General features: G+C 47.5%; 15 protein-coding genes. 8 read left to right on the plus strand and 7 right to left on the minus strand.

From position 1 onward, the window contains the following. Positions 1 to 320: 320 nt before the first annotated feature. A complete protein-coding gene (locus V7051_RS03020; protein ID WP_333873411.1) occupies positions 321 to 1,505 on the plus strand; it encodes a M20 aminoacylase family protein in 1,185 nt (394 codons plus the stop codon). Positions 1,506 to 1,513: 8 nt separating this feature from the next. Here V7051_RS03020 and ribA read toward each other — a convergent pair whose 3' ends face one another. The 6 genes from ribA to V7051_RS03050 all read right to left on the minus strand — a co-directional run bounded on the left by ribA (position 1,514) and on the right by V7051_RS03050 (position 11,732). Then, positions 1,514 to 2,122 (minus strand): GTP cyclohydrolase II, encoded by a 609-nt coding sequence (gene ribA, locus V7051_RS03025; RefSeq protein WP_333873412.1) that lies wholly within the window; start codon positions 2,120 to 2,122, stop codon positions 1,514 to 1,516. A gap of 75 nt (positions 2,123 to 2,197) precedes the next feature. Beyond that, entirely contained in the window at positions 2,198 to 2,815 is a 618-nt protein-coding gene (locus V7051_RS03030; protein WP_333873413.1) for a class I SAM-dependent methyltransferase, read from the minus strand. A 167-nt stretch (positions 2,816 to 2,982) separates the two neighbouring features. After that, on the minus strand, positions 2,983 to 5,493 hold the full coding sequence (locus V7051_RS03035) for a glycogen/starch/alpha-glucan phosphorylase (protein WP_333873414.1): 2,511 nt from the start codon (positions 5,491 to 5,493) through the stop codon (positions 2,983 to 2,985). 60 nt (positions 5,494 to 5,553) lie between these two features. Then, the gene (locus tag V7051_RS03040; protein WP_333873415.1) at positions 5,554 to 6,312 is read right to left on the minus strand and encodes a ParA family protein; all 759 of its coding nucleotides are present in this window, start codon (positions 6,310 to 6,312) and stop codon (positions 5,554 to 5,556) included. Between the two features lie 15 nt (positions 6,313 to 6,327). After that, the gene (locus V7051_RS03045) at positions 6,328 to 8,187 is read right to left on the minus strand and encodes a GGDEF domain-containing response regulator (protein ID WP_333873416.1); all 1,860 of its coding nucleotides are present in this window, start codon (positions 8,185 to 8,187) and stop codon (positions 6,328 to 6,330) included. After that, on the minus strand, positions 8,184 to 11,732 hold the full coding sequence (locus V7051_RS03050) for a response regulator (RefSeq protein ID WP_333873417.1): 3,549 nt from the start codon (positions 11,730 to 11,732) through the stop codon (positions 8,184 to 8,186). The genes V7051_RS03045 and V7051_RS03050 overlap by 4 nt, the downstream gene beginning before the upstream one ends. Positions 11,733 to 12,148: 416 nt before the next feature. Here V7051_RS03050 and hemL point away from each other — a divergent pair, with 416 nt between their 5' ends. The 7 genes from hemL to V7051_RS03085 all read left to right on the plus strand — a co-directional run bounded on the left by hemL (position 12,149) and on the right by V7051_RS03085 (position 20,011). After that, positions 12,149 to 13,429 carry a glutamate-1-semialdehyde 2,1-aminomutase gene (gene hemL / locus V7051_RS03055; RefSeq protein ID WP_333873418.1) on the plus strand — a complete coding sequence of 427 codons (1,281 nt, stop codon included), beginning with the start codon at positions 12,149 to 12,151 and terminating at the stop codon, positions 13,427 to 13,429. Positions 13,430 to 13,819: 390 nt separating this feature from the next. Next, the gene (locus V7051_RS03060) at positions 13,820 to 14,203 is read left to right on the plus strand and encodes a YidH family protein (protein WP_333873419.1); all 384 of its coding nucleotides are present in this window, start codon (positions 13,820 to 13,822) and stop codon (positions 14,201 to 14,203) included. A 78-nt stretch (positions 14,204 to 14,281) separates the two neighbouring features. After that, positions 14,282 to 15,610, plus strand: coding sequence for a DNA recombination protein RmuC (locus tag V7051_RS03065; RefSeq protein WP_333873420.1), 1,329 nt, complete (start codon positions 14,282 to 14,284; stop codon positions 15,608 to 15,610). A gap of 212 nt (positions 15,611 to 15,822) precedes the next feature. After that, positions 15,823 to 16,323, plus strand: a complete 501-nt coding sequence (gene purE, locus V7051_RS03070; RefSeq protein WP_333873421.1) for a 5-(carboxyamino)imidazole ribonucleotide mutase — start codon at positions 15,823 to 15,825, stop codon at positions 16,321 to 16,323. Further along, positions 16,320 to 17,414, plus strand: coding sequence for a 5-(carboxyamino)imidazole ribonucleotide synthase (locus V7051_RS03075; protein WP_333873422.1), 1,095 nt, complete (start codon positions 16,320 to 16,322; stop codon positions 17,412 to 17,414). Before purE ends, V7051_RS03075 begins: the two co-directional genes overlap by 4 nt. Before the next feature lie 226 nt (positions 17,415 to 17,640). Beyond that, a complete protein-coding gene (locus V7051_RS03080; protein WP_333873423.1) occupies positions 17,641 to 18,747 on the plus strand; it encodes a nucleoid-associated protein in 1,107 nt (368 codons plus the stop codon). Further along, positions 18,737 to 20,011 carry a hypothetical protein gene (locus V7051_RS03085; protein WP_333873424.1) on the plus strand — a complete coding sequence of 425 codons (1,275 nt, stop codon included), beginning with the start codon at positions 18,737 to 18,739 and terminating at the stop codon, positions 20,009 to 20,011. Before V7051_RS03080 ends, V7051_RS03085 begins: the two co-directional genes overlap by 11 nt. Before the next feature lie 17 nt (positions 20,012 to 20,028). Here V7051_RS03085 and V7051_RS03090 read toward each other — a convergent pair whose 3' ends face one another. Next, positions 20,029 to 20,193 carry a hypothetical protein gene (locus V7051_RS03090; RefSeq protein ID WP_333873425.1) on the minus strand — a complete coding sequence of 55 codons (165 nt, stop codon included), beginning with the start codon at positions 20,191 to 20,193 and terminating at the stop codon, positions 20,029 to 20,031. Positions 20,194 to 20,217: the final 24 nt, after the last annotated feature.

Here is a 20,217-nt window from a genome sequence, read left to right on the forward strand (position 1 = left end):
CATGTATGATATGAACTTCGATGAATATAATTCAGATAGTTGTTAAAACCACCTTAGTTTCCTAGCTTTGTAAAACTCTCCCATCTTGCCGTATTGTACGAGAAAATAACCCTATGCTCTTCCGTAAAAACTTGTCAGCAGATATAAAGTTGAAATTAAAAAAGGACGGGATTCCTGAACTACGCTTGTTCAAACATAAGACGCAGCATGGCATTTCAGTATCGAGCTTATGGATCACGAAGCGCCTTGCTAAAAATCCTTACGGTTTATCAAAACTTAGTTGTAGCATAGTAGCCATCATCAAGTTCACGTGAGTTTCCATGTCTATCGCAAACGATATCCAGCAGCTGCATGCACAAATGCGACAGTGGCGGCAGCATCTGCATCAATTTCCTGAAACCGCTTTTGAGGAAATACAAACCGCTGAATTTATTGCCGATAAGCTGGCGAGTTTCGGCTTGGAAGTTCATCAGGGATTAGGCGAAACTGGCGTTGTCGCAACGCTGACTGCCGGGAACGGCGCTAAGAAAATAGCTTTGCGCGCCGATATGGATGCCTTGTTCATTCAGGAGAAGAATACTTTTGCCTACAAATCCCGCCATGACGGCAAAATGCATGCCTGTGGCCATGACGGCCATTCGGCGATGCTGCTGGGTGCGGCAAGTTATTTAGCCGAACATCGCAACTTTAACGGCACAGTGTATTTTATTTTCCAACCTGCCGAAGAAGGCCGCGCCGGAGCCGAACGGATGATTAATGACGGCTTGTTTGAAAAATTTCCGGCCGACTGCGTTTTCGGGCTGCATAATTTCCCCGATATTCCACCAGGGCATTTTGCGGTTAAATCCGGCGCGATGATGGCGTCATTCGATTGCTTTGAAATCATTATCAGCGGACAAGCGACCCATGCCGCAATGCCGCATTTGGGCAATGATGCAATAGTCGCGTCGGCCCAGTTGATTACCTCGTTACAGACTATTGTCAGTCGAACTGTTAATCCGGCCGATCCGGCAGTGGTCAGCATTACCCAGGTCCATGCAGGCAATACCTGGAATGCGCTACCGGAATCGGTTCTGTTAAGAGGCACTTTCCGTTGCTTTAGCAGCGAAACTCAAAAAACCATTGCCGATAAAATCACCCGGCTGGTCAATGCAACTTGCGAGGGTTTTGAAGTCAGCGCAGAGATCAAATTCAACCCGGAAAATCCAGGCTACCCGGTGACTTTTAATGCGGAAGCTGAAACGGAACTGGCGCTGCAAGCAGCACTGGCTGTAGCCGGTGATGATTGTGTCGATCGTCAACCGTCACCCTGCATGGGTTCGGAAGATTTTGCATTTATGTTGCAGGAAAAACCCGGCTGCTATGCCTGGATAGGCAATGGCTCTTCCGAAAACAGCTGTCTGCTGCATAATCCGCATTATGATTTTAATGATGAGATATTGGCGATCGGCACAGCTTATTGGGTAAAACTGGTTGAAACGGTGTTAGGCGAGTCAAATCGCTAGACGCTACTTTAGTCTTTTTTGGACTCGAACAGCATGTGCGCCATTTTTTTTGCTTTGGTTTTTAAATAACCGACGTTGTCATCGTGAGCCACGGACTCAACCGGAATACGGCCTGCCACGTTAATACCGAGTTTTTTCAGCTCTTCTATTTTCTTGGGGTTGTTGGTGATCAGCTCGATCGATTTTACGTTCAGGTTTTCCAGCATCAAAGCGGCAATATTGTATTCCCTTTCGTCGGCAAGATGGCCCAAATGGATATTCGCATCAACCGTATCCATACCCTGATCCTGTAAATTATAAGCCTGTAGTTTTTTCAACAAGCCGATGCCGCGTCCTTCCTGACGCAGATAAATCAAGATACCGAAACCGGCTTTATCGATAATTTGCAGCGCCATATCCAGCTGTTCGCCGCAATCGCAACGCCTTGAACCTAAGACGTCACCGGTAAAACATTCGGAATGAATGCGTACCGGCACATGTTCTTTGCCCGCAACATCGCCTTTAACCAAGGCGACATGCTCTTTGTCATCGATGGTATTGCTGTAATAATGCAGGATAAATTCGCCGTGTTTGGTTGGGATCGGCGTCTGTACCAGATTTTCTAATTGTGGCTTCACTTAAATAAACTAATCCAAAAATTCATTGTATTTTACCCAATTTGGCAACTATCCAGTTAAAAAGTTTAATATCCGTTATTTTCTGGCTTCAATCAGCTTGATAATATCACTGCTGCGTTGATCAACATGCACCGAGGTAAAAGCGCAGGCTTTAACGTTTTTGACGGTATTCCTGTTAATGTTTGCTCCAACCAGCGCGACAACCACAGGGTTAAGCAGGTTCATGACAGCCGCAATTACCGGATTTGAGCTTAACACATGTTCCAGTAATAAAACTTGTCCGCCCGGTTTGCATACCCGGTAAAGCTCTTTCAATCCTTTTGCCGCCGACGGTACCGAACAAAAAACAAAGGAACAAATCACCGTATCGAAACTGTTATCGGCAAAATATAAAGACTGGATATCCATTAACTCCAGCTCAACATTGGCGTTTTTCCTGTCCCGTTTCTGCTCCGCCTGCTTTAGCATTTGTTCGCTAAAATCAATCGCGGTTATCCTGGCGTCCTTGGGATAATAGTCAAAATTCTTGCCCGTCCCCACGCCGACTTCAAGAACATGATGGCCCTCAACTTTGGCCCATAATTTTTCCCGCCAGCTTTTAAAAAACAACCCTTCCATGACCGCTTCCATACCCTCGAAATACGGAGCAATGCGGTCATATCGTTTTTTAATGGCGGTACTGTCTGTCTTCATAATAGTTTCAAGGTAATTAATCGGGTGCTGCATAGTACAGCGCAGGCTTGATTGTCATCAACAATAATATGAGTGTAAATAGATTGATTAATGCACCACAAAGACACGAAGTTTTTATCGTTGCTTTTCTTGTCTTGCACTGATAGAGCTTCGGCTAGAGCAATATTTTAGGGATATTGCACAGGCACTGGCTCCAGTTTCCAGATATCTTTGTTATAGTCGTTGATGGTCCTGTCCGTAGAAAATTTGCCACTGTTTGCACAATTCAATATGCTCATACGAGTCCAATGGTCTTTATCCTGATAGGCGGCTTCCACGCGTTTTTGCGCATCGATATAACTTCTAAAATCTGCAATCGTCATCCACGGATCATACTTGCTTTTAACGGATGCGATAAGGTCGTCGAAAATTCCCGGTTCAAACTGATTAAAATGCGCGCTTTCCAGCAGGTTCATCACCCGTTGCAAATCGTCATCCTGATCAATGATCGCAACGGGATCGTAATGCTGCCGCCTGGTTTCGATTTGCTCTTCGGTCAGCCCGAACAGGAAAAAATTTTCATCGCCGACTTCTTCCCTTATTTCAATATTAGCGCCATCCAGTGTTCCGATAGTGAGCGCGCCGTTCATCATCAGTTTCATATTGCCGGTACCGGAAGCTTCTTTGCCTGCGGTAGAAATCTGCTCGGAAAGGTCGGCCGCAGGGCAGATCATCTCCATCCCTGAAACCCGGTAATCGGGTAAAAAATATAGGGTTAACTTATCGCCGACATCGGGGTCCGAATTAATGACTTGGGCGACGTTATTGATTAATTTAATGGTTCTTTTTGCCATCGCATAACCGGGTGCGGCCTTACCGCCTATCAATACGCAACGCGCAACCCAGTTCAGCGTCTCGCCGCGTTTAATGCGGTCATAAAGATGAATCACGTGCAGGACATTTAAGATCTGACGCTTGTATTCGTGGATGCGTTTAACCTGTATATCGAACAGTGCATCAGGATTTAAATCAGGTCCCTCATTTTGCTGCTTTCTGTGCGCAATCAGGCGCTGCTTTGCGCGTTGTTTTATCGCGCGCCAACGATTCCTGAATGTGACATCCTCGGCAAAAGGCGCCAGCTTTTTTAATTCGTCCAGATGGGTTATCCAGCCGTCGCCGATAGTTTCGGTTATCAGCGCAGCTAACTCGGGATTACAAGAAGCCAGCCAGCGACGTGGGGTTACGCCGTTGGTTTTATTGTTAAACTTGTGCGGCCATAATTCATAAAAATCGCGAAACAAGCCCTGCTGCAATAACTGCGAATGCAATTGGGCGACGCCATTGACCGAAAAACTGCCGACTATCGCGAGATAAGCCATGCGTACCTGCTGCTCTTCGCCTTCCTCGATAATCGACATTCTGCCCAATCTGGCTCTGTCGCCGGGCCAATGCGCTGCGACTTCCGACATAAAGTGGGCATTGATTTCAAAAATAACCTCCATCAATCTTGGCAACAATCTTTGCATAAGCTTGACCGACCATTTTTCCAGTGCTTCAGGCAACAGGGTATGATTGGTGTAAGCCATGGTTTGCCGGGTAATTCCCCAGGCGGTAGTCCATGACAGGCCATACACATCCATTAACAGCCGCATCAATTCGGCAATGGCTATGCTCGGATGGGTATCGTTTAACTGAAAACAGCTTTTTTTGGCAAAATTGCTGAAATCATGGCCGTGCTGTCTGGTCCAATGAGAGAGAACGTCCTGCAAGCTGGCTGAAGCGAGAAAATACTGTTGCCGCAGCCTCAATTCCTTGCCGTTTTCATTGGCGTCATTGGGATACAGCACCATGGTAATGTGCTCTGCAATGACTTTTGCGGCTACCGATTCGGCATAATCGCCTGCGTTAAACTCATCCAGGTTAAACTCCTCGGTCGCCACGGCTTTCCATAATCGCAACGTGTTGACGGTATTGTTTTGATAACCCGGTATCGGCGTGTCAAAAGGGACGGCCAACACATCATTAGTGCTAATCCAGCATACCCTCTGATTGCCCTGTTCATCGGTCTGAATTTCGGTATGGCCGCCAAGCTTGATACGTAGTGAATATTCCAGCCGCTCGACTTCCCAGACATTGCCGTAGCGCAGCCAGTGATCCGGTTTTTCGACCTGCTCACCATTGACGATTTTTTGGGTAAACATGCCGTATTCATAACGCAAACCATAACCTATCGCCGGCAATTGCAATGTCGCGCAACTGTCGATAAAACAGGCGGCCAACCGCCCCAATCCGCCATTACCCAGTCCGGCATCGAGTTCCCTGTCAATCAGCTCTTCGATTTCAATACCCAAATCATGCATAGCCTGAGTCGCCGGATCAATAATGCCCAAATTAAGCATCGCATTACTCAAGGTTCTGCCCATCAAAAATTCCATTGAAAGGTAGTACACCTTCCTGCTATCCATTTTGTTGTAGGTTTTATAAGTGGTTTTCCAGCGCTCCATCAACCGGTCGCGAATGGATAATGACAGTGCTTCACAGGCATAGAAAGGCGATGAACGAAAATTCTCATCCCGCCCCAATGAATGAACATAATATTGTTTAAAATCATCAATAAAATCCTCTTTTGTTACTCCCAATGTGGCGACATCTGTGATTGAGGATATTGGCTTGCTCATAACAAATCGTTTATTAGGCATGGTTACTCCAAGAGCTATACGGATAAGGTATTAATTTAAGCGGTGTTCCATTATTGCCTGTCATATTTTATTTTTGTTGGTAATACGGGCCAGGATTTCCAGCCACAATGCATTGTAAGCAACCGTAGATTGGCTTTTCTTGATATAGCCTCCCAATGGCATACGCTCCAGCCCCATACGTTCGATATCGCTGGCGTATGGAATGGCCGTCGTTAAAATATCGGGATGCGTCGCCAGCAGATCGTCCACAATATCGCGGTGCATTTTTTTGCGCCGGTCGACCATCGAGAAAAACGGGATAAGCACCAGCTTATTCAAATCATTATCTTCGATAAACTTTTGCAGTTGTTCGAATGTCCTTAACGACAATGTGGTGGGGATTATCGGCGACAGTAATATATCGGCCGCCTCAAATACCGCTTCGGATAACAGTGAAATGTTGGGCGGGCAATCCAGGAAGATAAAATCGTATTCTTCCGCCAACGGCTTCAGAAGTTTTTTCAGTTGCTGAGTCGGCTTTTTCTTGGCATCCAGAACCAAATCCAGGTTTCTGAACGAAAAATCGGCCGGAAGTAAATCCAGGTTTTCAAAATCAGTGCCTTTAATCAGGCCGTCCAATTCGCGTTTTCCGGCGATCAAGTCTTTGCTGCCGCCTTTAATCTTGGGCTTGATCCGAAAATAATAACTACTGGCTCCTTGCGGATCAAGATCCCAAACCAAAGTACGGTAACCGGTCCGAGCGGCTGTGTGGGCCAGGTTAACCGCGCTTGAGGTTTTGCCAACGCCCCCCTTGATGCTATAGACAGCTAATACATTCATTATATGGTCTCGTGATTATGCTGATGGTGGGGCAAGCTGTACACCATTGCGATTGCCTTGTTTGACAAGATATAACGCGTCATCCGATCTTTTCATCAATTCTTTCCAACTGGGCTTGGCGCCCATAGAGCCCGCCACGCCGATACTGACCGTAACCGGGTAACGCAATACCAGTCCCTCGGGCTGGTTTCGTTCGAGGGAATTGCGAATGCGCTCGGCCAATAACAAGGCTGTGGTACCGTCAGTATTGGGGGCGATGATCAGAAACTCTTCGCCACCCAGCCGGCAGACAACATCGTTAGTGCGCGCAGTTGTTCGCATCAGGCTGGCCGCATGGATCAGCACCTGATCGCCGACATCATGGCCCAACGTGTCATTGACAGATTTGAAATGATCCAAATCCAGCATTAAAACACTCAAAGGCTGATTACCGCGTAGCGCAGTCGCCGCCTCCTGTTCCAGACGGTTCAGCGCATAACGCCGGTTAGGTAAGCCGGTCAGAATGTCCGTATTCGCCATCAGTTTAAGACGGCGGTTCGCTGCCGCCAGCTCGGCAGTATAGCGCTGGATGTCCCTGCTCTCTTTTTCCAGTTCATTTTGCAGCGTAATAATGCGCTGACCGGCCCGTAGACGCGCCAGCAGTACGCGCAGGCTGATCGGCTTGGTTACATAATCATCGATACCTGCATCGAAAGCTTCAACCAGAGCATCCTCTTCTTCCGTCGAAGTCAGCATAATCAGGTAAATATTTTTACCGAACGTCGATGCGCGTAAGGCTTTACAAAGGGCCAGGCCATCCATGGGCTTCATACGCCAATCGGTAATGACCAATTGCGGCCCGTGCTCAATGACATATTTCAACGCAGACTCGCCGTTGCGGCATACTGCAACCTGATTACCCGCCGCCGCAAGCTGTTTGGAAAGACGCGCCAGCATCATCGGATCATCATCGACCAGTAATAGGTCCAAACCCGGTACCGATTCCATGGCGGTAACCGTTTTTAGCAAAGGTTGGCGCACCTCTGTTTTTACGTCAATTAATTTGCCCCACTCATGCCAAAGCTCAATGGTTTCATCGATAAACGCGAGCAGGGACGGTTCGTCCAGAGCATGGAGGTATCCCTCCAGTTTTAAATCCGGCAACAGTTCGGCACGATAGGCCTCATCGGCGACGCAGTAGTTTCCAATCAATCTGGCCAAAATCAGTTGCCGGGCAAAATGCGCAGTCCGGTCAAGCCCTGATACTTTCTTCTTAAAGCTCAGTTTCAAGGCATCCAGAAATATCGATGGGAATCCCCAATCAGCCAGCAATATTAAACTCAAGGCGTTATGATCGATAGCGAAACGCTCACCCTCCAGGGCAAGAAGCTGCTCACCCTCTGCCACATTAAGACATTCATCATAAAGATCCGCCCAAGCGGTTGCCATGGCGAGACTGCCTATGTCGCTCAGCAATCCCAACGTAAACGATTCCGCAGGTACCACAGTAGTTTCCCGGGCAGTGATCGCCGCGATCGATACCGACATAGCCAAAGATCTCGACCAGTAGGCTTCGTAATCAAAGCGCTGACAATGGCCTTTGCTGCTATTGCTAATCAGGGAAAGGCTCAGTGCAAAGTTGCGTACCGTTTGCATGCCCATCATCATGACTGCCGTTTGAACATCGGCAATCGGGCGTCTGGCTCCGAAAGCCGCCGAATTGGCAAAGCGCAAAATACGCCCGCTGAGAGCAGGATCGACTTTAACCAGTTGGCTTACCTGTTGCACGGTGGCATCGCTTTGTTGCACGAGTTGCATAATAGCCAATGCCGTTCCCGAAGGGGAAGGCAGGCGATCGGCAATTTTCAGTTCGTTAAGATTAAATTCGGCATTCATTGATTTTGTTCTTTTCTTTTTAGCAGATTTTCGACTAAATCCCTCGTGGCCTGGATCAAGCTATGGGTCATCAACTGAAAATCCGCATCTGTGGCTTTACGGGCGGCATGTTCCAAGTTTACCGCAAGACCGATTATTTGTTCGGCACAAAAATGCCCGGCCATACCTTTAATCGCATGGGCTGCATCGGCCAGCGCCAAAAGATCGGATCGAGACAGAGCTGTTTCCAATTCTGCCACAGACACAGGCGCTTCTTCGAGAAATAAATCTATCATCTCAATCAACAAATCATTATCGCCATCCAGGCGTTTGAGTGCGGCGGATTCATCCCAACTCCCCGATTCCGCTTGAAACGGAAAAACCTGAGCGGAATCGGCGAACTCACTGTGCGCGGAGTCGAAAGACATGTCCAGCCAGCACGCCAAAACCACTGCCAGATCGGCGCGACTGGCAGGCTTGCTAAGATAATCGTCCATGCCTGCGGACAGGCATTTTTCGCGCTCTCCTGCCGAGGCATGAGCAGTAAGCGCGGTGATTGGCGTATGGGACTTGCCGTCTTCCCGTTCGCGTAAAATGCGTGTGGCTTCGTAACCGTCCATGACCGGCATTTGGCAGTCCATAAACACTAAATCGTAAGATTGACGCTCCAACCGGTCCAGCGCCTCCTGCCCGTTATTGGCCAAATCCGGCTTAAGCTGGAACTTGGCGAGCTGGGACATAATCACTTTTTGATTAACTTTGTTATCTTCAACCACCAACACCCGTTTGTTACTGTAATCGAGCAACACCTCTTTTACTCTATCCACTTGAGCGGTTTTCTGGCTGGAAAGCTGTAATGCATCAATAATCGCATCAAAAAGCTGCGATTGCCGTACCGGTTTTAACAGACTTTGTGTAAACCCCGACTCAAGTCTTTCAGATTCCGAGCCGATGCCGCCTGAAGATAAAAGAATGCGAGGAATGCCGGCGATAGCCGGTTTTTGGGCGATAGCGCGAGCCAGTGCGAAACCGTCCATATCCGGCATTTGCATATCCGACAGCAGTAAATCGTAAGCTTCGTTTCGCAGCACGGCGGCTTCGAGTTCGACGAGTGCCGCCGGTCCGCTGTCGACTTCGCTTAAAGTAAAGCCCCAACTGCTTAAGTAATGATTCAGAATCATGCGATTGGTCGCGTTATCATCGACTATCAGCGCCCGCTTGCCGATAAAGTTAGCCTGCGGGATCGGATCATCGTTATCTGCCGGAGACAATGGCAGCGTAAACCAGAAATTTGCTCCCTGCCCCAGGGAACTTTCAACACCGATGCTGCCGTTCATAAGCACAACCAGATCTTTGCTGATGGATAGCCCCAATCCCGTACCGCCGTATCGCCGGGAGGTGGAACTGTCCGCCTGGGAGAAAGCCTGAAACAGGCGTGCTTGGGCCTCAGCGCTGATACCGATACCGGTATCCATGACTTCAAAACAGAATCGGGTATCGTCCCGCTCAGGCACGCTTACTTTTACCGAAACTTCACCTTTCTCGGTAAATTTAACGGCATTGCCGATCAGGTTGGTCAGCACTTGACGGATACGGGTGGGATCGCCATACCAATGTTGCAGTAGATTTGCCGGCAGAAAGCAGTTTAATTCCAGGCCCTTGCTGTGAGCGCGGCTGGACAGCAATGTGCAAACTTCTTCCACCAATTCGGGCAGGTTAAACTCGATCAGCTCCAATTCGATTTTACCCGCCTCCAGTTTGGAAAAATCCAGGATATCATTAATGATCGTTAACAGGGATTCTGCCGAATTCGCCGCGATTTCGATCAAGTCCCATTGTTCACGAGACAATTGCGTATCCTGCAACAGATCCAGCATGCCCAATACGCCGTTCATCGGGGTCCGAATCTCATGACTCATATTGGCGAGAAATTCGGTCTTGGTATGTGCGACCTGCAAGGCGGCGTCACGCGCAGCTTCCAGCGAGGCATTGGCCTGATCCTGGAGCAATGCGAGCGACATCATTTCGCCGACTTCCTTGAGCATGGCGATGCGGGACTCGTTTTGCACGGGGTAGGTATCAGTAAAAACAAACAGTACGCCCAGAATGTCCTCGCCGGAAGCGATAGGCACAATGTAGTGGCCGTGGGGCTGATGCTCGCAGCAAAGCTCACGCCCCGCGCCTACGTCCTCTAGAGAGCAATTATCAATAACGATCAGTTTCCTTGAAACAGCGACTTGGCCACACAAACCGTCGCCAAAAGCTATGCGTTGCTCCATGTGGTCAAGCTCGCCGTGTACGACGAACCTCTCCAGATAATCATCATCCTGTGCCTGGAGAAACACACAACCCTTGCGTTGCAGATCGAAAGACTTGAGGCCGAACAGGATATCCAGAACCTGAACAAATCGTTGCTCCAGTGCCAGAGATTGATGCAGGGTCTCGGAAATCGTCAGGCGGGCGGCAGTATCGTCGCTTTCGATTTGCAAAGCCGCCTCCTGTTCGACCAGCTTGCTGACATCATGCTGAATCTGTACATAACCGGACAACGTGCCGTTTGCGGTCAGAATCGGCGTAATATTAATATTGGCCCAATATTCCAGAGCGTCCTCGGCTTGTCCGGAGTCGCGGCTATCATTTTCACGCTCAAGCACGGAAACATCGCCTGCCGAATGTAGGTGAGAAGAGTGGGCCTTGCCTCGACGGCGGCCCCGCAGCCGCCCCGACCAGGCTTTACTGGAATGAAGCCTGCTTTGCATCGCGGTCAAGGCTTGACGGTCGGTGGTAGGACTGTCCAGCACGTAGGGTTTTTGTCCCATCAGCGCATCCTCCGACCAGCCGGTGAATAGGCACAGCGCCGGGTTGGCGTATTGAATGAGTCCTTCCGCATTGGTGATCAGTATCATCTCACTGCTGGCATCCAGCGCACGCTTGAGCGCCGTCAACTTTAGTTCATTCGCTTTTTGCGCCGTAATATCCCGACGTATCGAAATATATTGCTTAGGCTTACCGGCCTTATCCAGTAGAGGCGCGATAGTGCTGTCCACCCAGTACAATTGCCCGTCCTTACGGCGATTGCAGAACTCTCCGTGCCATACCTGGCCGGCGGTGATAGTGCGCCACATGTTGTGAATGTAATCCTGGTCATGATAGCCGGAGTTGACAATACGATGATCCTGTCCGACAAGTTCATTCTGCGTATAACCGGACACTTTGCAAAACATGTCGTTAGCGTAGACGATACGCCCCTGAATATCGGCAATACTGATCAGGACATGATTCTCCAGAACCTCCAGCAGTTCCCTATTGGATGCCGCCTGATCCTGGACAGCTTGCACGGCCAGAGATCGTATCACCAGAAACCATAACAGTAATGAACTAAGCGCAGTCAGCAGCGCAATATTAAAAACAGCATCCTGCAATGGCGATAATACAATTTCCTGTCGCCGAATCACCTCCAATACCAACATGACCAGCGTTTCGGAAACAGCAATGACGGCAATGACACCGCCTAACAAAAAAAGAAAGTTACGTTTCGGATATTGTGGAGACAATGAACTTGACATAAATTTCTTCTGATTTTTATTATTATGTTAATAACGAGTGAGCCTGATTGATCAGCGCATCACCATTTCTCGGTCAAAGTTTTCATCTTCGCCTACGCCCTATAAGTAAGGACGCGATTATTTTTTGCCTGCTATTAAACTTGAGGGTGATAGCCAACCAGTTATAAAACGAGGGGCAAATAGCATTCCGGCCGTTATCGAAAATAATTTGAATAGTTTCGACCTTTTCCGATATTCTCCGAATATCAGGATTGGAGCGTAGCTTTAAAACCGTTATTTTTCAATACAATTGTTGAATATGAAACGATATGCTTTCAATCGCGGCTAAGTTATCCTATTCTTTACGCCATTAAAATCAACCCTCGGCTTGCCGGCCCTCGGCAGGCTTGGCATCCACATCATCAAATAAAGAAACCATGACTGAAGCAACCGCGTTATTTTCCGATGCAAAACTTGTAATTCCCGGCGGCGTCAATTCGCCTGTCCGTTCTTTTAGCGGCGTAGGCGGCACCCCGGTTTTTATCGACCATGCCCAAGGCGCTTACATCTACGACAGCATCGGCAATAGTTATATTGATTATGTCGGTTCCTGGGGGCCGATGATTTTGGGTCATGCCCATCCGGAAGTCATTGCGGCGGTCAAGCAAGCCGCCGAAAAGGGCCTGAGTTTTGGCGCACCGACCGAAATTGAAACGCTGATGGCCCAACGGGTTTGCGAGCTGATGCCGTCCATTGATATGGTCAGAATGGTCAGTTCCGGCACAGAGGCGACCATGAGCGCCATACGACTCGCCCGCGGCTACACCGGCCGGGATAAAATCGTTAAATTCGAAGGCTGCTATCACGGCCATTCCGATGCGTTACTGGTCAAGGCCGGTTCCGGCGCGTTGACGTTTGGCGTTCCCAGCTCGCCGGGCGTTCCGGCCTCAGTCGCTGAAAATACCATCACCTTGACTTACAACGACAGCGAGTCGGTCAAAGCGCTGTTTGCCGAACTGGGCGAGCAGATCGCCTGCATCATCGTGGAGCCGGTTGCCGGCAATATGAATTGCATTCCCCCTGTGCCCGGTTTTCTGGAAAGCTTGCGTCAAGTCTGCGACCAATATAATAGCGTGCTGATTTTCGATGAAGTGATGACCGGTTTTAGAGTGGGCTTAAACGGTGCGCAAGGGCTTTATAACATTAAGCCCGATTTAACCACGCTGGGCAAAATCATCGGCGGCGGCATGCCGGTCGGCGCTTTCGGCGGCTCGCGTAAAATCATGGAATATCTTGCACCGCTCGGTCCGGTTTATCAGGCCGGTACGCTGTCCGGCAATCCTGTCGCGATGGCTGCCGGCTTAAAAACACTGGAATTGATAGCCCGGCCCGGCTTTTACCAGACCTTAACCGAAAAAACCGAAAAACTAACTTCAGGCCTGAAAGCGCATGCCACTCAAGCCGGTATCGCTATGACCACGAACAGCGTTGGCGGCATGTTCGGACTGTTTTTCAGCTCAGAACAGCAAATAACGAGCTTTGCCCAAGTCATGCAGTGCAATCAAAACCTGTTCAAACGTTTTTTCCATGCCATGCTGGAACAGGGCGTTTATTTGGCGCCATCAGCTTTTGAAGCCGGTTTTGTTTCGGCTGCGCACGACGATGAAATCCTGGATAAAACCCTGAATATTGCAGAAGCCATCTTCAAGCGTTTGTAACCTTGGGCAAAAATGACCATGACCGATGATATTCGTTGGCAGCAACGCTTTCATAATTAAGAATGCCCAAAATGTCATCCGGCATGGATTCTCTACGCACTCTGACGGGTCTATCCTATCTGACGCCGTTCGGGGTCACTGCAAATCCGTTCCAGACAGATTTATGCCGGAATCCACAATTGCATGGACGCAGGAGCAGTTGCAGGGAAGTCAGGGATGACAAGCTGATAGGCGTTAAGGTAATAACGTATTTGTTTGTACACTCTGTTCTATTGGTTTAAACTCGATTCAATCAAAACAATTCATTAGATGGATTTATAAGGGATATACGAAAAATTATATTTTTTATACGACAGCAATCCTTATATATCACGTTAAGCCTTATAAACCATGGCAATCTCAGACTCCGATCCCCGCGTCTTCTTCGCCGCCGAGCGCACGCTCCTTGCGTGGCTGCGTACCGGTCTGACAATCATAGCCATCGGTTTTGTTGTTGCCCGCTTCGGCCTCTTCGTTCGCCTACTGTCACTGCAAACTCAGCCCTATCAACACAGCACTTCGTCGCTGCTCTCAGCAGGTCTAGGTATTGCTTTTGTCGTCGTGGGTTCATTGGCTATTTTCGTGGCTGCGGTGCAGCATGCCCGCTTCATTGCGACGCTTACGCTTACTGACTTACCGCCGGCATACTCCAGGAAGATCGCAGTCATTCTTTCCTTGATGGTGGGGTCTCTGGGAATTGCATTGTCCGGTTACCTCCTGTTTACTTCAAACTGATATAACCTAAACCAGACCCTATCAGATTCAATTGAGACTATTTCTTGAAGCCGTCAGTTCAAATCCAAACCCGTACACATGAGTTTTATCAATAACATTCCTCCGCTGGTATTGACGTTAATCAGCCTATTGCTCGGCGCATTGATCATGCGCTTGCTATCCGGTAACGATAAAACCCTGATCCGGCAACTGTCGACCGATCTTGCTGTCGCCGAAGAAAAACTAAGACAATTGCAAAGCCGCGAGACCGAATTTAAACAGCTGCAGCAACTGTTTATAGAAACCAAAACCCATAATGCCGAATTGCAGACCCGCATGGATGAACAGGCGAAAAATACCGCGGAAAAATTAAAATTGTTGCTGGATGCGGAAGTACGCCTGAACACCCAATTTGAAAACCTGGCAGGCAAGATTTTCGACGACCGCAGCAAGCAGTTCACCGAACACCATAAAACCAGCCTGGATCATATCGTCACGCCGCTACGGGAACAGCTCGGCGAGTTCAAACAACGCATAGAAACGGTTTACGACAACGAGAACAAAGATCGCATTTCGCTGCGCGAAGAAATCGTCTCATTGCGGCGCGATACCGCGCAAATGAACCAGGAAGCCCTTAACCTGACCCGCGCCTTGAAAGGCGACAAAAAAGCCCAGGGCAACTGGGGCGAAATGATACTTGAAAAAGTGCTGGAAAAATCGGGGTTGCGTAAAGGCATCGAATACGAAACGCAAGGTGCGTTCCGGGATGAACAAAACAGGCTGTTCAAGCCGGATGTAATCGTCCGGCTGCCTGAGGACAAAGATGTGGTGATCGACTCCAAAGTGTCCTTGCTGGCTTATGAGCGTTATTGTTCGACCGAAGATGACCTGGAACGGATCACTGCATTAAAACAGCATACCGATGCGGTGCGGGACCACATCAAAGGCTTGAGCAGCAAGGATTATTCCGGCTTGAAAGGCCTCAGGTCGCTGGATTTTGTACTGTTATTCATGCCGATTGAATCGGCCTTCATCGCCGCTTTTCAAGCCGACGAACGCTTATTTACCGATGCCTTCGAGCATAAAATCATCGTGGTCACCCCGACTACTTTGCTGGCGACGCTACGCACCATTGAAAACATCTGGCGCTATGAACGCCAAAATGAGAATGCCCGCGCCATCGCCGATAAGGCAGGGATCGTTTACGACAAAATCCGCGGCTTTGTCGACGATCTGGATAAGCTGGGCAAGCAGTTAAGCACCGTCAACAGCACATATGACGGCGTGATGAATAAATTAACCCAAGGCAACGGCAACCTGATCCGTCAAGCCGGCAGCTTTGTCGAGCTGGGCGTTAAAGTCAAAAAGACCTTCTCCAAAAGTATCACCGAACAGGCCGGACTCGATAGTGACATTGACGAGAACTAGAATTTATCGGCTTTTATGAGATACTACGCCGTTTTGTCGTCCGCTATCCCGGTAAAGGCATTAGGCCTTCTCAAGCATAGCGCAAGGGAGGCGTTTCCGGCTTGCTCTGCGATACGCCGGAAACGCCTGTTTTCGCTCCCGCTCAAACAGACTTATTCAGGCCGACATGGCTATTGGAAATTTATGATTACCTGCTTAATAAGGAGTTACACATGACCGCACTGGTTGGCATCATCATGGGCTCGACCTCTGACTGGGAAACCATGCGCTTTGCAGCGGAAACGCTGGAACGGCTCGGCATTCCGCATGAGGTTGAAGTCGTTTCGGCGCACCGTACCCCGGATAAACTGTTCGATTATGCCGAAACAGCCGAAGCCAAAGGCCTGGAAGTCATTATCGCCGGAGCGGGCGGAGCAGCGCATTTACCCGGCATGACTGCGGCAAAAACCGCCGTGCCTGTGTTGGGCGTACCGGTACAGTCCAAAGCCCTGAACGGCATGGATTCGCTGTTATCCATCGTACAAATGCCCGCCGGTATTCCGGTCGGTACCTTGGCGATAGGCAAAGCGGGCGCGATCAACGCAGCCTTGTTGGCGGCGGCCATTATCAGTAACAAACATGCCCAATATAAGGGCGCATTAAACGATTTCAGACGCGAGCAAACCGAATCGGTACTTGCACACGCAGATCCACGAGCAGAGGACGATTTATGAAAGTTGGTGTATTGGGCGCAGGTCAGCTTGCCAGAATGATAGCGCTGGCGGGCACGCCATTAGGGTTGGATTTTATTTTTCTCGATCCATCCGCCGATGCCTGCGCCAACAAGCTGGGCGAACCCTTGATCGGCGACTACAACGACCCTCAATTACTGGCCCAATTAGCGGAACGCGCCGATGTGGTCACTTACGAATTTGAGAATGTACCGTCTGAAGTCGCCGGGTTTCTCGCTTCCCACACCCAAGTGTATCCCTCTCCGAAAGCTTTAGCCGTTGCCCAAGATCGATTAGTCGAAAAAACTTTTTTCCATGACATCGATATCCCTACGCCGAATTATGCAGCGGTAGACAGCCTTGAAAGCCTGCAACAAGCCATGACCAGCATCGGCTATCCGGCCATTTTAAAAAGCCGCACCCAAGGCTACGACGGCAAAGGCCAGTCGCTGCTCAAATCGGCCGATGATTTAACGCAGGCTTGGGAACTATTACAAGGCGTACCGGCTGTTGTCGAAGCTTTCGTGCCGTTTAGCCGCGAAGTATCGATCATCGCGGTACGTAGCGTTTCAGGCGAGGTTGCTTTCTACCCGCTCTCGGAAAACCTGCATCGCGGCGGCATCCTGCGCATTTCCGAATGCCGCGCCGGCGACCCGATGCAACAACAGGCCGAAACTTATGTGTCCCGCTTGCTGGAAGCGCTGGATTATGTCGGCGTATTGGCTTTGGAGTTATTTGACGTAGACGGCAAGCTGGTTGCCAACGAGTTCGCGCCACGGGTACATAACTCCGGCCATTGGACGATTGAAGGCGCGGAAACCAGCCAGTTTGAAAATCACCTGCGGGCGATTCTGGATCTGCCGTTAGGCTCAACAGCGCCGGTAGGCAATGCGGCCATGGTGAATTTCATCGGCGGACTGCCGAAGACTGAAGAACTATTGGCAATTCCCCATGCGCATTTGCATCTTTACGATAAAGCGCCGCGCAAAGGGCGCAAAGTGGCTCATGCGACGGTACGTGCGGAGAGTCAGCAGCAATTATCGGAGTTGGTTAAGAAATTGGCCGAGTTGGCCGATCAGGTTGATGATTCGTAATACCTGCTTAGCGGTTAGAAAAGCTTAAGCACGGTGGATGGGTAGAGTGATAACGAAACCCATCATAATTCAATGCCATTACGATGGATTTCACGGCGTTCTACCCATACTACGCGCTTCATTTTGTCATCAAAATTAATCAAACCCACACTTGCCCCATCATGTATTATGCAAGACTAGCCAGTAAATATTTCTTATTAATGCTCAATTCTTTAAAGGAATGTAAATGATAACAGTACATTACGCCGTAATTCATGAGCTTATTAAAACTGCTGGCACTACTGTAGCATCCGTCAATCCTGCATCAACTCTTTTGCCCGCCACAGACGAAATAGTGGTGAAATTAATAAGCGAACTCGACAAGCTTTATGGCACAAAAGAAAATACTGCTGTTTACGGTACATTTTCAAGAAAAGACTCAACCAATCAGTTTGCTCAATATACCGATTCGTTTGTTGATAATAAAATAGAATCTACATTTTTTGGATTCAGCAAACAAGGGGCTGATGAAATTGCTCGTGAATCGAAGGGACAGCAATCGGCAACTGGTGGATATTTAGTATTTGCAGATTATTCTAATTCTAGTGGTCAAGAGTTTTTATTAATCACTATGATTAAGAATAAAGGAGCCATACGGATTAATGAACAACTTAAATTAGAAGATATTATCGAAATTGATCTTTCAAAGATTCATCAAGCTGCGCGAATTAACTTGGATCGATTTCAAAAATCAAAACAACCCATTTCAGCATTAATTTCTGAAGATGACGTAACCTTAAATTACCTGAGTTTTGTTAGTCCCCGCTCTAATCATGAAGTGTCTGGTTATTTTATTAGAGGAATGGATTGTGTAAACGGGGTATCACCGACTATTGCAACTAATAACGCATTTAAATGTGCAAAAACATACTGTAAAAGTAAAGATGAGTTAAAACAACTTAGTGCAAAAGTTAATGATTCGCTAGTTGAATATTTTCAGAGCTGTTTGGACAGCGAAAAAACCGCGACATTGGCAGGGATTGAGCATTCAATCAGAAAGGTTGTTCCAGCGGATAATCATATTTTACTAAATGATTTTATCGAGTTTGCCAGTAGCGAAGATTGGCAAATACCAGCTGAATTTAATGTCAGTAAAAGTGGTTTATCAAAATACACTCGGATACGTTCTAAAACTGATAACTGGGAGATTAATTTCAAAAAGAATGCGGTAGGTACAAAGGATAGCAGTGATTTGTTCTATGATAAAAACACAGGAAAATTAACAATCCGCTGCTCAGATGATCTTATCAAACAAATTACCGAAGTATTAGAGACTCGTTCCGATGTCCCTTAATAATGAATTTAAACAACTAGTAGCACTTTACCGCCTGCTGAACCGACCAACATTTACAGGTTCAAAGTTTAGTGGTGAATTACGATGCTCACAAAAAATTAAATCATTACTTGAAGAATTATGGCAGTGCAAAAAGTTCGATTTGAGGATAGATATTGATAAAGACGTATACGAAACTGAATCAAATGAAGACTTCCCACAAATAACCATTAATGCCCTTATAACAATCACTGTTAGCTTACCTCAAACTGAGAATGGAAAATTCTATGACAGTCTCGAACAATGGGTTGCTACAGCCGAATCATTATCACGTGGTTCATTAACATCAAACACCTATCTCATTAAAGAAGATTTACTTGTTGGCGATACAGATAGCACTGTCGAATTAACTAATGTTTTAGCCATTTGTAATTTAATTAATAAACTAGGAGAAATCGCTCATTATCATGATGAAAAAATAACTTCTGGCCCATTTCGTCTAGTGTTTGTTGTTCCAAGTAACGAAGATAAGACATTTTATCCTGTAGTATTGGAGACACGATTATCAACTGAAATGCTGGGATTCAATCCCGATATTAGCATTATTGATAGCATCATCAATGAGCAAGCAAATAATCGCTTACATGCTTTAGAGCGTATCGCTACATTTCGTATAGCGCTTGCTGAAATTATCAAAAAATCCCCCACTGACAAAGATTCTTTTAATTATTTAGTACATCATTGGGACGATGTACTAGAGAATTTCAGAAAATCTTGGGAAAACTATATCAATGGATTCTCATTTCAAAAGCTAAAAACAGAAATTGCAGAAAAACAAGCCTCATTTTCTCAAAAAATGACAGATGTTGTCGCCAGCTTAAGCGCCAAATTATTTAGCTTACCGATTGTTATTGCTGGAGTTGTGATGCTTGAAAAACAAGACTCATCGATTGCAAACTGGTTTTATTTCATCGGGAGCGGGTTAACTACCTATTTAATGTTGTTAGCTATTAAAGCCCAAGAAACGAATTTGTTAAATATAAAGTCAAGTTGTGACTTGGCATTTTCAGAATACTACAAAGAAAGAAATGAAGAGTTTTCCGGCATAAAGCAAGAACTAAAAGAAGTAATTGAGTCGCTAGAAAAAACAAATTTAACTTTGAAGAAAGATCTAAAGTTGTATCGCCGGTTATCTTGGATTCCTTTATGGGTCGCAATAATATATATTCTATTAAAATCCCAAATAAATTGGATGTGCGTTATTCATTATCTATTAGTGAGATAGCCAAGTAGTCCTGTAGGTCAGGCATGCTTTTTATGCTTGGCATTTTCAAACTTCAATAGCGCGATGAACTCCAAACTTGCCATCACGGAACACCAAAGAATCAGCTGACGAAGAGCTATTGCCTGGATTTGGTTGATTTCACCATCTCCATAATTCGATAAACCAAACAAGCTATCCGCCATTTGTATTTACAAAGGCAATACATT

The sequence above is a fragment of the Methylobacter sp. genome (assembly GCF_036845245.1).
Taxonomy (GTDB): Bacteria; Pseudomonadota; Gammaproteobacteria; order Methylococcales; family Methylomonadaceae; genus Methylobacter_A.

What these genes read in the sequence shown, in the direction of transcription:
- purE (WP_333873421.1), top strand. Translation starts at nt 15,823, where the DNA reads ATGACCGCACTGGTTGGCATCATCATGGGCTCGACCTCTGACTGGGAA.
- V7051_RS03050 (WP_333873417.1), bottom strand. Translation starts at nt 11,732, where the DNA reads ATGTCAAGTTCATTGTCTCCACAATATCCGAAACGTAACTTTCTTTTT.
- V7051_RS03030 (WP_333873413.1), bottom strand. Translation starts at nt 2,815, where the DNA reads ATGAAGACAGACAGTACCGCCATTAAAAAACGATATGACCGCATTGCT.
- V7051_RS03075 (WP_333873422.1), top strand. Translation starts at nt 16,320, where the DNA reads ATGAAAGTTGGTGTATTGGGCGCAGGTCAGCTTGCCAGAATGATAGCG.
- V7051_RS03060 (WP_333873419.1), top strand. Translation starts at nt 13,820, where the DNA reads ATGGCAATCTCAGACTCCGATCCCCGCGTCTTCTTCGCCGCCGAGCGC.
- hemL (WP_333873418.1), top strand. Translation starts at nt 12,149, where the DNA reads ATGACTGAAGCAACCGCGTTATTTTCCGATGCAAAACTTGTAATTCCC.
- V7051_RS03045 (WP_333873416.1), bottom strand. Translation starts at nt 8,187, where the DNA reads ATGAATGCCGAATTTAATCTTAACGAACTGAAAATTGCCGATCGCCTG.
- V7051_RS03035 (WP_333873414.1), bottom strand. Translation starts at nt 5,493, where the DNA reads ATGCCTAATAAACGATTTGTTATGAGCAAGCCAATATCCTCAATCACA.
- V7051_RS03085 (WP_333873424.1), top strand. Translation starts at nt 18,737, where the DNA reads ATGTCCCTTAATAATGAATTTAAACAACTAGTAGCACTTTACCGCCTG.
- V7051_RS03040 (WP_333873415.1), bottom strand. Translation starts at nt 6,312, where the DNA reads ATGAATGTATTAGCTGTCTATAGCATCAAGGGGGGCGTTGGCAAAACC.
- V7051_RS03065 (WP_333873420.1), top strand. Translation starts at nt 14,282, where the DNA reads ATGAGTTTTATCAATAACATTCCTCCGCTGGTATTGACGTTAATCAGC.
- V7051_RS03020 (WP_333873411.1), top strand. Translation starts at nt 321, where the DNA reads ATGTCTATCGCAAACGATATCCAGCAGCTGCATGCACAAATGCGACAG.
- V7051_RS03090 (WP_333873425.1), bottom strand. Translation starts at nt 20,193, where the DNA reads ATGGCGGATAGCTTGTTTGGTTTATCGAATTATGGAGATGGTGAAATC.
- V7051_RS03080 (WP_333873423.1), top strand. Translation starts at nt 17,641, where the DNA reads ATGATAACAGTACATTACGCCGTAATTCATGAGCTTATTAAAACTGCT.